The sequence below is a fragment of the Collimonas fungivorans genome, assembly GCF_001584145.1.
GTDB lineage: Bacteria > Pseudomonadota > Gammaproteobacteria > Burkholderiales > Burkholderiaceae_D > Collimonas > Collimonas fungivorans.
Genome location: NZ_CP013232.1, coordinates 5274591 through 5288279, shown reverse-complemented (window position 1 = coordinate 5288279; position 13689 = coordinate 5274591). Strand labels below are relative to the sequence as shown.

Below are 13689 nucleotides of genomic sequence, written 5' to 3'. Positions count from 1 at the left end.
GTCATGGGCGTTTCAGTTGCGCCTCAAGCTCGGTAACGCGAGCTTCAAGCGCTTCGAGTTTGGCGCGGGTGCTTGCCAGTACCTGGGCTTGCACGTCGAATTCTTCACGTGTGACCAGGTCCAGCTTGGAGAAACCCTGGCCCAGCATGGCCTTGACGTTTTTCTCGATATCCTTGGCAGGAGAGTTTTCGATGGCCTGGTTGATCTTGGCTTGGATGTCGTCAAAAAAGTTGGGTTTGTTCATGATCGGCCCTTCGAGGTAAATAAGAAAAATGATAACCGATACAGGCAGACCCGACATCGGAATTCTGATCCGGAAGGGCGGTTTAAGTCATTACTGCCTTGCTTCTCTCATCAAGTGATTTGCTTTCGATACTGTACGAAACCGGAACGTTGCGCGATGCGGTCGTACAGCTGCATGGCGGTGCTGTTGGTTTCGTGCGTCAGCCAGTGCACGCGAGTGCCGCCGGCGGCCTTGGCTTGCGCATAAACATGTTCGATCAGCAAGCGGCCGACGCCGGCGCCGCGCTGTTGCGGCGCGACGTACAGGTCTTGCAGGTAGCAGGAATCTTCCACCGTCCAGCAGGAGCGGTGGAAAATCCAGTGGACCAGGCCGACCGCTTTGCCATCTGCCATCGCCAGCGCGCCGAACGCAGGTTCCTTGGGATCGAGCAGGCGCTGCCAGGTCACCAGGCGCGTAGCTTGCGGGATATCGACTTCATAAAAATCCTGGTAACCCTGCCATTGCAGCTGCCAGGCGGGGAAATCCTGCTCGCTGAGCGGCTTGATCTGAATTGACGAGCGTGGTGCAGATGCCAAGATAACCTCCTGTGGAACGGCGTGGCGATGGACGCAAAGCAGCATCTATCGTAGCGCCACAAGCTGGTGTTACGAAAGGTCCAAGATTGGCTATATTCATAGGTCCACTGCGAAGTAGGCAAAGCGGCTATCCGGCATGCGCTTATTGTCCTTGCAACAATCCCGATCCTGATTTGTAGCCGACTACAGGCTGTCATGTAGTTTTCTATTCCATGTTGGCGCACCAAAATGAGGCTTCTTTAAACTGGAGCCCCATGATGGTGCATTTCGCTGCCGATATTTTTGTGCAAGCACATCCCTTGATTAACAATCAGCAAAAGCAGTGGATAAAACGCCCCACAAGGGGCGCTAGCCATCGAAAAACGGCAGTCGGCGCGGTTGGCATGGGTTCTGCTATGGAAAGTCCGAGGAGTACTGATTTAGCGGTTTTTCATTCAACATACCAACAGGGACATCCATGAAAAAGCTGATTTTAGCCGCAGCAATAGCAGCAAGTTTCTCCGCAGGTCTCGCTCATGCCGAAGACGCCAAGCCGGATAACGAGATCAGTTATAACATTGGCGCGGTCAACGACTATCGCTTCCGCGGCATCTCGCAAACGCGTTTGGACCCGGCGATACAGGGTGGCGCGGACTACACCAATAACCCGACCGGGCTGTATGCGGGGACCTGGCTGTCCAACATCAAGTGGATCAAGGATGCGGTCGACACCGCCAACACCGGCACCGGCGGCAAGGGTTCGATTGAATGGGATATCTACGCCGGCAAGCGCGGCGAGCTGCCGGGCGGTTTCACGTATGACGTGGGCGGCCTGTATTACTACTACCCGACCAACAACTATAGCCAGATCGGCCGCAACGCCAATACCTTCGAACTGTACGGACAACTCGGCTACGGTCCGGCTTATTTCAAGTACTCGCATGCGCTGACTAACCTGTTCGGCACCGTCGACAGCAAAGGCAGCGCTTATTACGATGCCGGCGCCAATATCGATGTCGGCGCGGGCGTCACGCTGGGGCTGCATGTGGGCCACCAGACAGTGGAGCACGCCAGCTTCTACAGCTACACCGACTGGAAAATCGGCGCCACCAAGACTTTCGAGCAGCTGGCGGGCGTGACTTTGGGGCTGGCTTATGTCGGCACCAACGCCAAGGACAACGCCTATGTCAGCCCGAGCGGCAAGAACCTGGGCCGCGACGGGGTGGTGTTTTCGGTAGCGAAGACTTTCTGACGTATTGCGGGACAGAGTTTAAGAGGCGCCGCATGGCGACGAATTACTCTGTCCCCAACTGACTAGGACGTGAGCATAAAGCAAAGCCGGATTACGCAAAACCTAAGCGAGCTGAATCCCTAAATACGATAAAACACGAGGCCGACATGAAACTGATTACAGCAATCATCAAACCATTCAAGCTCGACGAGGTGCGTGAAGCGCTTTCGGCGATTGGCGTACAAGGCATTACCGTGACCGAGGTCAAGGGTTTCGGCCGCCAGAAAGGGCATACTGAGCTATACCGCGGCGCCGAGTACGTGGTCGATTTTTTGCCGAAGACAAAAATCGAAGCAGCGGTGGACGACAGCATCCTGGAGCAGGCGGTAGAAGCGATTGAAAACGCGGCCCGCACCGGCAAGATCGGCGACGGCAAGATTTTTGTATTTGATCTGCAGGAAGTTATTCGTATTCGTACCGGTGAAACCGGCAAAGATGCAATCTAAGGGGATAAAAAATATGAACATCAAAAGTACGTTCGCTACGATTTTGGCGGCTTGCACGCTGATCGCGGCTACTTCCATGTTGCCGGCATCGGCTGCCGACGAGCCATCAGCAAGTGCTAGCGCAAGCGTAGCAGCAGCTAGCGCAGACGCTCCAGCTGCTGCGCCTGCAGCAGTTACCGCGGCGCCGGCTGCTTCAGCGCCTGCCGCAGCTGCACCGGCTGCCAGCGCTCCTGCCGCCGCTGCCGCGCCAGTACCGAACAAGGGCGATACCGCCTGGTTGCTGGTATGTACAGCATTCGTGATCCTGATGACATTGCCGGGCCTGGGCCTGTTCTACGGCGGCCTGGTGCGCAGCAAGAACATGCTGTCGGTGCTGATGCAGTGTTTCACTGTGTTCTCGCTGATCATCGTGCTGTGGATACTCTACGGCTACAGCATCGCGTTCACCGAAGGCAATGCGTTCTTCGGCGGTTTCAGCCGCCTGTTCTTGCATGGCATGACGCCGGATTCCGTTGCCGCCACGTTCAGCAAAGGCGTTGTGGTGCCTGAGTTTGCCTACGTGGTGTTCCAGGGTGCGTTTGCCGCAATTACCTGTGCCCTGATCATCGGTGCTTTTGCCGAGCGTGCCAAGTTCTCGGCGATCCTGGTGTTCACTGTCCTCTGGTTCACCTTCGCCTATCTGCCGATGGCGCATATGGTCTGGTTCTGGCCTGGTCCGGATGGTTTCACCGACGCTGCCGCTGCAGAAAAACTGACCGCAACCGGCGGCTGGCTGTTCCAGAAGGGCGCGCTTGATTTCGCCGGCGGCACCGTGGTGCATATCAATGCCGCTATCGCCGGCCTGGTCGGTTCGTACGTGATAGGCAAGCGCGTCGGTTTCGGCAAGGAAGCGTTCAAGCCGCACAGCCTGACCCTGACCATGGTCGGCGCCTCGCTGCTGTGGTTCGGCTGGTTCGGTTTCAACGCTGGCTCCGCGCTGGAAGCCAACGGCAGCGCTGCACTGGCTTTCATCAATACCTTGCTGGCGACTGCCGCTGCGGTATTGAGCTGGAGCGCCGGTGAATGGATCGGCAAGGGCAAGCCTTCGATGCTGGGCGGCGCTTCGGGTGCTGTTGCGGGCCTGGTGGCAATTACGCCAGCCGCCGGTTTTGTCGGCCCGATGGGCGCGCTGATCATGGGCTTGCTGGCAGGCTTCGTCTGCCTGTGGGGCGTCACCGGCCTGAAACGCTTGCTGGGTGCGGACGATGCGCTGGACGTGTTTGGCGTGCATGGCGTCGGCGGTATCCTGGGTGCGTTGCTGACTGGCGTGTTTGCGGCGCCTAGCCTGGGCGGCACCGGCATCTATGATTACGTCGCCAATGCCGTGACACCGGACTATTCGATCCCTGGCCAGCTGTGGATCCAGTTTGAAGGCGTGCTGACAACCCTGGTCTGGTCGGGTGTGGTTTCGCTGATCGCATTCAAGCTGGTCGACATCGTCATGGGCTTGCGCGTGACCGAAGAAGAAGAACGCGAAGGCCTGGACATCTCCAGCCATGGCGAATCTGCTTATCACGACTAAGTCTTGCCTGAGCCTGCCGGATAGCTGCTGTACTGGCTATCCGGCGCGCCGTTCGATGTAATCCCAGGCATGCCCTGGGATTTTGTTTTTTTGCCGCATATGCTTCAGGAGATTCCAGCTTGGATCCGACCATCACCCCGCAACGCCTGACCGCATGCACGGTTGAAGACGTCAAGGCGAACCAGTTCGATCAGGTGGTGGGCCCGCTCACCGATATCCTGATGGCTTGTGTGGAGCAGGGCGCCAGCATCGGATTCCTGGAAACGCCGAATGCCGAAGATGCCTTTTCATTCTGGTACGGCGTCAGCGGTTCGCTGGTGAGCGGTGGCCGGCGCTTGCTGGTGGCGCGGTTTGCCGGCCAGATCGTCGGCACCGTACAGCTGGTGCTGGCGGCGCCGGCCAATGGCCGTCACCGGGCCGAGATTTCCAAGCTGCTGGTGCATCCCGATGTGCGGCGCAAGGGTGTCGCGCGCGTGCTGATGCAGCAGACGGAAGCGATTGCGCGCGCTGATGGCCGCTCCCTGCTGTTCCTGGAAACGCGCACCGGCGATGCGGCGGAATCCTTGTACAGCGCCCTGGGGTTTGAACTGGCGGGCATTGTTCCCGCTTATGCCCGTTCGACTACGGGCAAGCTGAGCGACAGCAGCTTCATGTACAAACGGATCTGATTCTTGCGGGAGCAGGCTGCCCCGGCCGGATTCGATGATAATATGATATCTTTTGAAAGCGCCCGACGGCGCTTTTTTTGTTTTTCCGGGACTTTAAAAATCCGCGACCGGCCCGATGTAAACTTGGCTCATGGACGCGCTTGCCGGACCGTCGCCGTGGATGACATCCCAGCGGCTTCTCAACAGTTGAGCGGCGAAATAATGCGTTTCCCGTTAGAATCTGCGTCTCTTGCCTGTCATGGGAGTCCTGAAAGACATTCCTGCCACAGGCACGCGCAAGTTTGCTGCATAGTTCCCAAAAGAAAGTTTTATATGGTTCCCCACCTTGTCACCGCCCTGAACGGCCCTTTGCTCGATCTGGAAAAGAAAATCCTCGCGGCCACGCCGGCTATCGAGCGCTGGTTCCGGATGGAATGGCAAGAGCACACGCCGCCGTTCTATTGTTCGGTCGACCTGCGCAATTCCGGCTACAAGCTGGCCCCGGTGGACACCAACCTGTTTCCGGGCGGATTCAGCAATCTGTCGCCCGAGATGCTGCCGCTGGCGATACAGGCGGCCATGGCGGCCATCGAAAAATATTGTCCGGACGCCAAAAACCTGCTGCTGCTGCCGGAGCTGAACACACGCAATACTTTCTATTTGCAGAACGTAGCGCGCCTGATGCAGATTTTCCGCCAGACCGGTTTGCATGTACGGCTGGGTACGCTTGATGAAAGCGTGAAAGAATTGCAAACGATCGAATTGCCTGACGGCAGCACCATCACGCTGGAGCCGCTGGAGCGCTCCGCCAATGGTCGCCGCCTGGGCCTGAAGAATTTCGACCCCTGCACCATCTTGCTGAATAACGATCTGTCTTCCGGCACGCCGTCGATACTGGAGCACCTGAACGAGCAGAATGTATTGCCGCCGCTGCACGCCGGCTGGACCGTGCGCCGCAAGAGCAACCATTTCACGGCTTACGATGAGGTGGTCAAGAAATTCTCGAAGCTGGTGGATGTCGATCCGTGGATGCTGAATCCGTTTTTCGCCAAGGTCGACCAGGTCGATTTCCTGGCGGTGGACGGCGATGACAAGCTGGCCGCCAGCGTCAGTTCGCTGTTGGCCAAGATACGCAAGAAATACAAGGAATACGGGATTACTGAAAAACCGTTCGTGATCGTCAAGGCCGACGCCGGCACCGACGACATGGGCGTGATGAGCGTGACCGACGTCAGCCAGATCAAGGACCTGAGCCGCAAGCAGCGCGAGAAACTGTCGCTGGGCAAAGCCGGCGGCGAAATCCATGACCTGATCATCCAGGAAGGCGTACATACTTTCGAACACATCAACGACGCGGTGGCGGAACCGGTGGTGTACATGATCGACCGCTATGTGGTCGGCGGTTTCTACCGGGTGCATGCCGAGCGCGGCATCAACGAAAACCTGAACGCGCCAGGCGCCCATTTTGTGCCGCTCGCATTCGCCCAGCAGCATGCGCTGCCGGACATGCTGGCCAAGCCGGGCACCACTGCGCCGAACCGCTTCTATATGTATGGGGTGGTCGCACGCCTCGGTTTACTGGCTGCTTCGCTGGAAATGGAAAAAACCGATCCGAACCCGGAAGAATATTAATACGCTGTCCTGACAACCATAGGGCCTGAAAAATGAAAATTGCTTTCCTTGCCGATCCGCTCGATACCTTCAAGACGTATAAGGATTCGACTTACGCCATGATGGTCGAAGCCGTCAAGCGCGGCCATACCATCTATGCGTTCGAGCAAAAGGACATGGCGCTGGAAAGCGGGATTGTCACGGCCAATGTCGTCCGCGTGAATTTAACCGGGGACGATAAGGATTGGTATAAGGCCAGTGCACCCTCCGCCATGTTCCTGTCCGAGTTCGATGCGATCCTGCTGCGCAAGGACCCGCCTTTCGACATGGAATACATCTACACCACGTATCTGCTGGAATTGGCGGAAACACAAGGTGCGCGGGTATTCAACAAACCGCAGGCGATCCGCGACCACAATGAAAAGCTGGCGATTGCCCAATTCTCCAAATACACCTCGCCGACCCTGGTCACGCGCGATGCGGCCCGCTTGCGCGCCTTCCACGCGGAGCACCAGGACGTGATCCTGAAGCCGCTCGACGGCATGGGCGGCACCGGCATTTTCCGGGTGCGGCAAGACGGCCTGAACCTGGGCTCGATCATCGAAACCCTGACCGACAACGGCCATCGCACCATCATGATCCAACGTTTCATCCCGGAAATAGTCGCCGGCGACAAGCGCGTTCTGGTAATTGGCGGTAAAGTCGTGCCCTATTCGCTGGCGCGGATCCCCCAGGGCAGCGAAGTGCGCGGCAACCTGGCGGCCGGCGGCATCGGCGTCGCCCAGCCGCTGACGGCGCGCGACCGCGAAATCGGCGAAGCACTTGGACCGGTGTTATCACAGCGCGGCCTGTTACTGGTAGGATTAGACGTGATTGGCGATTATCTGACCGAAGTCAACGTCACCAGCCCGACTTGCTTTCAGGAAATCAAGCAGCAGGCCGGTTTTGATGTTGCCGAGATGTTCATCGATGCGCTGGAAGCGGCGCTGTAACTTATTTTGTTGTCCTGGTCACTGGCAGCCGAAGCTGCAGACCAGGACGGTCGTTGCTGTAAAACCGTTGTAAACCGGGACGAATCCGCAAGCCGGATTTGAAATTGAAACTATGATTGGCATTCTCCTTTTAACCCACGCCCCTCTGGGCCAGGCATTCATCGCAGCTGCCTCTCACGTGTTTCGCCAGATGCCGGAGCGGCTGGAAGCAATCGATGTGGTGGCCGACCAGAATCCCGTCGAAGTGCAGAAACTGGCCAAGCAGGCCGCGGCGCGCCTGGACGATGGTTCGGGGGTGCTGGTGATTACCGACGTCATGGGCGGTACGCCATCCAATTGCACACTGCCGTTTTGCACCGGCAACCAGACCCAGGTGATTGCCGGCATCAGCCTGCCGATGCTGCTGCGCGCCCTGACCTATCGCAACGATACGCTCGACGTGGTGACAGAAATGGCGCTGGCGGGCGGCCAGGGCGGGGCGGTCAGGGTCGATAACCGGGTGCGCGTGGCGCATTAAATGATTGTCTGCCGGGCGGGGTCTTTCAATAAATCCAATATTAGATAAAAGACAAATGATTCAACAAGAAATCGAAATCATCAATAAACTCGGCTTGCACGCTCGCGCGTCGGCCAAATTTACGCAACTGGCAAGCAAATTCAAAAGTGAAGTCTGGATGATCCGCAACAACCGTCGCGTCAACGCCAAGTCGATCATGGGCGTGATGATGCTGGCGGCCGGCAAGGGCAGCAAGATAACGCTGGAAGCCGAAGGGGAAGATGAGAAGACCTGCTTTGATGCCTTATATCAGTTGATTCAAGACAAGTTCGGCGAAGGGGAATGATCCTGATTTGTGTCCGTACACGCCGAGACGCGTGTACGGACACTGCCCAATTATTTTTTGCAATTTAATTGCAACCTGCGCGTTTTATCTATCTATCTAGTCAGTTGGGAGCGGAGTCGCTGTCGGACTCTGCCCCGCAATGTATAAAATTGGGCGACCAGATGGCATCCTTCACCTTACATGGCATTCCGGTTTCACGCGGCATCGCGATCGGCCGCGCCCATCTGCTGGCGCCGGCGGCGATGGACGTCAAGCACTACCTGATCGGCGAAACCGAGGTCGAAGCCGAAGTCCAGCGCCTGCAGAGCGCCGTCACCAGGGTGCGTACCGAACTGCAGACCATACGCGCCGACCTGCCGAAAGAATCGCCGCCCGAACTGGGCGCCTTTGTCGACGTCCACCTGCTGATCCTGTCGGACCCGATGCTGGCCGAGATGTCGCTCGATATCATCCGCAACCGCCAATACAACGCCGAGTGGGCGCTGGTGACCCAGATCGACGAGCTGTCGGCGCAATTCGACGAAATCGAAGACACTTACCTGCGCGAGCGCAAGATGGATGTGCTGCAGGTGGGCGAGCGCCTGCTGAAAGTGCTGACCGGCACCTCCACCCGCTTGCCGGAAGTCGACAGCGACGGCGCTTCGTTCGCCAATATCGTGGTGGTGGCCTACGACATTTCCCCGGCCGACATGCTGCAATTCCGCGACCGCGCCTTTGCCGGCTTCGTCACCGATCTCGGCGGACAGAATTCGCATACCGCGATCGTGGCGCGCAGCCTGGATATCCCGGCTGCGGTCGGCATGAACAACGCTTCGCGCCTGATCAAGCAGGATGACTGGATCATCATTGACGGCGATGCCGGCGTCGTGATTGTCGATCCGGCAACAGTGATACTCAAACAATATCGCGAACGGCAGGCGCACCTGCTGCGTTCGCGCAGAAAACTCGGCAAGATCAAGAAAACCCGTGCGGTGACGCTGGACGGCACGGAAATCAGCCTGCTGGCTAACATCGAACTGCCCAGCGATTGCGCCGCGGCGATGGATGCCGGCGCCAGCGGCGTCGGCCTGTTCCGTTCGGAATTCCTGTTCATGGGCCGCATCGGCCCCCAGCACGAGCTGCCGACCGAGGATGAGCAGTTCGAATCCTACCGCCAGGCGGTGATGGCGATGAAGGGCCGGCCGGTGACTATCCGCACGCTTGATGTCGGCGCCGACAAGCCGATCAATACCGAGGAACAGACCGCGCTCAACCCGGCGCTGGGCTTGCGTGCGATCCGTTACTGCCTGGCCGAGCCGCAGCTGTTCCTGACGCAGTTGCGGGCGATCTTGCGCGCTTCGGCCTTCGGCAAGGTCAAGCTGCTGATCCCGATGCTGGCGCACGCTTTCGAGATCGACCAGACCCTGGCCATGATCGGCCAGGCCAAACAGCAGCTGCGCGATGAAGGCGTGGCCTTCGACGAATCGATCCAGACCGGCGCCATGATAGAAATCCCGGCGGCGGCGCTGGCCTTGCCGATGTTCATCAAGCGCATGGATTTCCTGTCGATCGGCACTAACGACCTGATCCAGTACACGCTGGCGATCGACCGCGTCGACCACGAAGTGGCGCATTTGTACAATCCGCTGCACCCGGCGGTGCTGTTTCTGTTGTCGACCGTGATCGCGCTGGGGCGCAAGGCCGGTATCCCGGTCTCGGTATGTGGCGAAATGGCGGGCGACGTCAAATTCACGCGTTTGCTGCTGGGCATGGGTTTGCTGGAGTTTTCCATGCATCCGGCGCAGCTGCTGGCGGTGAAGCAGGAAGTGCTGAACAGCGACCTGGACGAATTGACGCTGCAGACCAGGAAAATCCTGCGCAATACCGAGCCGAGCGCAATTGCTGCCGCAGTCAGCCAGATGCGCATGACCGCCTAATCTATCGGGACTTACGCAACACCGCCCCAGCAAGGCACGACGACGAAGACAGTACGCGGCGTACGGCGAGGAGGAGTAACGCCGCTGGGGCGGTGTTGCGTAAGTCCTGATAGTTATACGGTTCCGGTTTGACGCCAGGCCCCGACTTGGTTATTCTTGAGCTATCGCGCCGATTTGAATGGTCTCACCACCTCAGCTTGCGGGCGCGCGGCAGCACCAGGTCCCTGGACCAGGCGCTGCCAAATAAATACGGCTAAAGCGAGCTTGAAGTACAAGCCCAGAATTTAGCCCGATTAGCGAAAGCTCTCGGGCTTTTTTTATTGTTATTAGGTCCTTACCATGTCCCTCGGAATAGTTGCCCCGCAGTCCATGCATTTCGCGACGCCGCTGCAATTGCAAAGCGGCGCGCTGCTGGCGGATTACACACTGGTGTACGAAACCTACGGCAGCCTCAACGCCGACAAGTCGAATGCAGTGCTGGTGTGTCACGCCCTGAACGCCTCGCACCACGTCGCCGGCGTCTACCGGGACGATGAAAAGAACGTCGGCTGGTGGGACAACATGGTGGGGCCGGGCAAGGCGCTCGACACCAACAAGTTCTTTGTCATCGGCGTCAACAACCTCGGTTCCTGTTTCGGCTCGACCGGCCCCATGCATATCAACGCCGCCACCGGCAAACCGTATGGCGCGGACTTCCCGGTCGTGACTGTGGAAGACTGGGTGCAAGCGCAGGCGCGCCTCGCCGATGCGCTCGGCATCGTCCAGTTCGCCGCCGTCATGGGCGGTTCGCTGGGCGGCATGCAGGCCCTGGCCTGGAGCCTGTTGTATCCGGCCCGCCTGCGCCATTGCGTGGTGATCGCCTCGACGCCCAAGCTGTCGGCGCAAAACATCGCGTTCAACGACGTTGCGCGCCAGGCTATCCTGACCGACCCCGGTTTCCATGGCGGCGACTATTACGCCCATGGCGTGGTGCCGAAGAACGGTTTGCGGGTAGCGCGCATGGTGGGCCACATCACCTATCTGTCGGACGACGACATGGCCGAGAAATTCGGCCGCGACCTGCGTTCCGGCAGTTACCAGTTCGGCTTCGGCATCGATTTCGAAATCGAATCCTACCTGCGCTACCAGGGCGACAAATTCTCCGAATACTTTGATGCCAACACCTACCTGCTGATCACCAAGGCCCTCGATTATTTTGACCCGGCCAAGGAATACGACGGCGACCTGACCCGCGCCCTGAGCAAGACCCAGGCGCAATTCCTGCTGGTCTCGTTCATGACCGACTGGCGTTTTTCGCCGGAACGCAGCCGCGAAATGGTGCAGGCGCTGGTCAACAACAAGCGCCGCGTCAGTTATGCCGAGATCGATGCGCCGCACGGCCACGACGCCTTTTTGCTGGACGACCCGCGTTACATGAGCGTGGTGGGCGAATATTACAACCGCATCTGGCAGGAACTGGAACAGCCGGCGGCATCGAAAGCAGTAACTGAAGCAGCAGGAGCAGTGCATGAATTTTGATCAATTAAGCAGCTTGCGACCCGACCTGGCCTTTATCGCGCACTGGGTGCGCGGCGAGTCGCAGGTGCTCGACCTGGGCTGCGGCGACGGCGTCATGCTCGATTACCTGCAGTCCGACAAGCAGTGCGCCGGTTATGGCGTCGAAATCGACGACGCCAAGATCCCGGTGTGCGTGGCGCGCGGGGTTTCGGTGATTCAGCAGGACATGGAAGCCGGGCTGACGCTGTTTGCCGACAACGCTTTCGACACCGTGCTGTGCCTGTCGGCCCTGCAAATGATGAAAAATGTTGAAGGAGTATTACGTGACATCGCCAGGGTCGGGCGCGAAGCGATCGTTTCCTTCCCCAATTTTGCCTACTGGCCGCACCGGGTAGCGCTGCTGCGCGGCCGCATGCCGGTGTCCAAGTCGCTGCCTTACGAGTGGTATGACACGCCCAACCTGCGCTGCGCCACCATCAAGGATTTTGAAGAGCTGGCCAATGAAGTCGGCCTGGAAGTGCTCGAATGCGTCGCCTTGCACGACGGCCAGCCGATATCGATGCTGCCAAACTGGCGTGGTAGTCTTGCGGTATTCCGTTTCCGAAAAAAATAAGGAAGCCGGGGCCAGGCTGCAACTAGCGGTTGCAGCCTGGCCCCGGATCCTAAACTCCCGCCGCCGCGGGCGCATCCATGACATCAGATTCAAATCCCTGGCACCACTATCTCAACCGGCGCATGCTGATCTGCGCCTTCCTCGGCTTCAGTTCCGGCCTGCCGCTGTTTATCCTGCTCAGTCTGCTGCAAGCATGGCTGAGCAAATCCGGCCTTGATGTCAAAGCGCTCGGCCTGTTTGCGCTGGTGATGTTTCCCTACACCTGGAAATTCCTGTGGTCGCCGCTGATGGACCGCTTTCATTTCGGCAAGCTGGGCCGCAGGCGCAGCTGGATGATGCTGACCCAGGCCAGCCTGTTTGTCGCTATTGGCGGCATGGGCATGCTAAATCCGCATACCCAGGTGGCGACGATTGCCTTCATGGCGTCGCTGGTGGCCTTCCTGTCGGCCAGCCAGGACATCGTGATCGACGCCTACCGGCGCGAAATCCTGCCTGACAACGAACAGGGCCTGGGCGCGGCGATCAACGTCAACGCCTACAAGGTAGCGGGCATGGTGCCGGGCGCCTTGTCGCTGTTCCTGGCCGACCACATGAGCTGGCAGGCGGTATTCTGGATTACGGCGGGATTCATGCTGCCGGGCCTGATCTGCACCCTGATGATCAAGGAACCGGCGGTATACGGCGCGCCGCCGAAGAACCTGCGGCAAGCCGTGGTGCTGCCGTTCCAGGAATTCATCGCTCGCGACGGCTGGCGCGGCGCATTGTGGGTGCTGGCTTTCATCTTCCTGTACAAGCTGGGCGACAGCATGGCGACCGCGCTTGCTACCAGGTTTTATATCGATCTTGGTTTTTCGCTGACCCAGATCGGCGTCATTTCCAAGACCACCAGCTTGTGGGCCAGCCTGGTCGGCGGCTTGGTTGGCGGCATCTGGATGGTGCAGATCGGCATCAACCGCGCCTTGTGGATTTTCGGCGTGGTGCAGGCGGTGACCATCCTTGGTTTCGCCTGGCTGGCCCAGGCCGGCCCCGATCCGCTGGTGCTGGCCATCGTGATCGGCGGCGAGGCGTTTGGCGTCGGCCTCGGCACCGCCGCTTTCGTGGCCTATATCGCGCGCACTACAGATCCGCGCTACACGGCGACGCAATATGCCTTGTTTACCAGCCTTGCTGCGGTGCCACGCACCTTTATCAATTCCTCGGTCGGTTACATTGTTGCCGAAACCGGCTGGTTCCATTTTTTCATATTATGTTTTGTACTGGCGCTGCCAGGGATGTTGATTTTATTCAAGGTCGCGCCTTGGAATGAAAAATCAGAAAACCCTGTTGCATCTTAGAAAAAGGTTTAGAATCAAATCGTGTAAATCCTCTTCTGGGCCGCGTCGAAAAACGAAGCTGGCCGATCAAGGAACTGTGAGTATCTGAAGAGGTCGAAATCGGTAGAAATAATCTTCAATTTGTTTTCGCAACATCGTTGA

The 13689-nt window shown here is 58.5% G+C and carries 14 protein-coding genes; 12 read left to right on the top strand and 2 right to left on the bottom strand.

The window, feature by feature from the left end; genetic code table 11:
• Position 1: 1 nt before the first annotated feature.
• Together CFter6_RS23220 and CFter6_RS23215 are read right to left on the bottom strand one after the other, a co-directional pair.
• The gene (locus CFter6_RS23220; RefSeq protein ID WP_061542544.1) at positions 2-244 is read right to left on the bottom strand and encodes an accessory factor UbiK family protein; all 243 of its coding nucleotides are present in this window, start codon (positions 242-244) and stop codon (positions 2-4) included.
• 110 nt (positions 245-354) lie between these two features.
• A complete protein-coding gene (locus CFter6_RS23215) occupies positions 355-864 on the bottom strand; it encodes a GNAT family N-acetyltransferase (protein WP_150118844.1) in 510 nt (169 codons plus the stop codon).
• A 412-nt stretch (positions 865-1276) separates the two neighbouring features.
• On the opposite strand from CFter6_RS23215, the gene CFter6_RS23210 reads away from it, so the two are divergent.
• The 12 genes from CFter6_RS23210 (at position 1277) to CFter6_RS23155 (ending at position 13548) form a co-directional block, all read left to right on the top strand.
• Complete coding sequence (locus tag CFter6_RS23210) at positions 1277-2050, top strand: TorF family putative porin (RefSeq protein WP_061541903.1); 774 nt, start codon at positions 1277-1279, stop codon at positions 2048-2050.
• A gap of 146 nt (positions 2051-2196) precedes the next feature.
• Positions 2197-2535 (top strand): P-II family nitrogen regulator, encoded by a 339-nt coding sequence (locus CFter6_RS23205; protein WP_014008135.1) that lies wholly within the window; start codon positions 2197-2199, stop codon positions 2533-2535.
• A 13-nt stretch (positions 2536-2548) separates the two neighbouring features.
• Positions 2549-4096 (top strand): ammonium transporter, encoded by a 1548-nt coding sequence (locus CFter6_RS23200; RefSeq protein WP_061541902.1) that lies wholly within the window; start codon positions 2549-2551, stop codon positions 4094-4096.
• 119 nt (positions 4097-4215) lie between these two features.
• Entirely contained in the window at positions 4216-4764 is a 549-nt protein-coding gene (locus tag CFter6_RS23195) for a GNAT family N-acetyltransferase (RefSeq protein WP_236904459.1), read from the top strand.
• Between the two features lie 312 nt (positions 4765-5076).
• Positions 5077-6375 (top strand): glutamate--cysteine ligase, encoded by a 1299-nt coding sequence (gene gshA, locus CFter6_RS23190; RefSeq protein ID WP_061541901.1) that lies wholly within the window; start codon positions 5077-5079, stop codon positions 6373-6375.
• Positions 6376-6407: 32 nt separating this feature from the next.
• Positions 6408-7346: a glutathione synthase gene (gshB, locus tag CFter6_RS23185; protein WP_061541900.1), complete on the top strand. Its 939-nt coding sequence runs from the start codon at positions 6408-6410 to the stop codon at positions 7344-7346.
• A gap of 112 nt (positions 7347-7458) precedes the next feature.
• The gene (locus tag CFter6_RS23180; RefSeq protein ID WP_120234125.1) at positions 7459-7863 is read left to right on the top strand and encodes a PTS sugar transporter subunit IIA; all 405 of its coding nucleotides are present in this window, start codon (positions 7459-7461) and stop codon (positions 7861-7863) included.
• A gap of 55 nt (positions 7864-7918) precedes the next feature.
• Positions 7919-8188, top strand: coding sequence for an HPr family phosphocarrier protein (locus tag CFter6_RS23175; RefSeq protein WP_061541898.1), 270 nt, complete (start codon positions 7919-7921; stop codon positions 8186-8188).
• A gap of 161 nt (positions 8189-8349) precedes the next feature.
• Positions 8350-10104 (top strand): phosphoenolpyruvate--protein phosphotransferase, encoded by a 1755-nt coding sequence (gene ptsP / locus CFter6_RS23170; RefSeq protein WP_061542542.1) that lies wholly within the window; start codon positions 8350-8352, stop codon positions 10102-10104.
• 339 nt (positions 10105-10443) lie between these two features.
• Positions 10444-11622 (top strand): homoserine O-succinyltransferase MetX, encoded by a 1179-nt coding sequence (gene metX / locus CFter6_RS23165; protein ID WP_061541897.1) that lies wholly within the window; start codon positions 10444-10446, stop codon positions 11620-11622.
• On the top strand, positions 11612-12214 hold the full coding sequence (gene metW / locus CFter6_RS23160) for a methionine biosynthesis protein MetW (RefSeq protein ID WP_061541896.1): 603 nt from the start codon (positions 11612-11614) through the stop codon (positions 12212-12214). Before metX ends, metW begins: the two co-directional genes overlap by 11 nt.
• 77 nt (positions 12215-12291) lie before the next feature.
• On the top strand, positions 12292-13548 hold the full coding sequence (locus tag CFter6_RS23155) for an AmpG family muropeptide MFS transporter (protein WP_061541895.1): 1257 nt from the start codon (positions 12292-12294) through the stop codon (positions 13546-13548).
• The last annotated feature ends 141 nt before the right edge of the window (positions 13549-13689 follow it).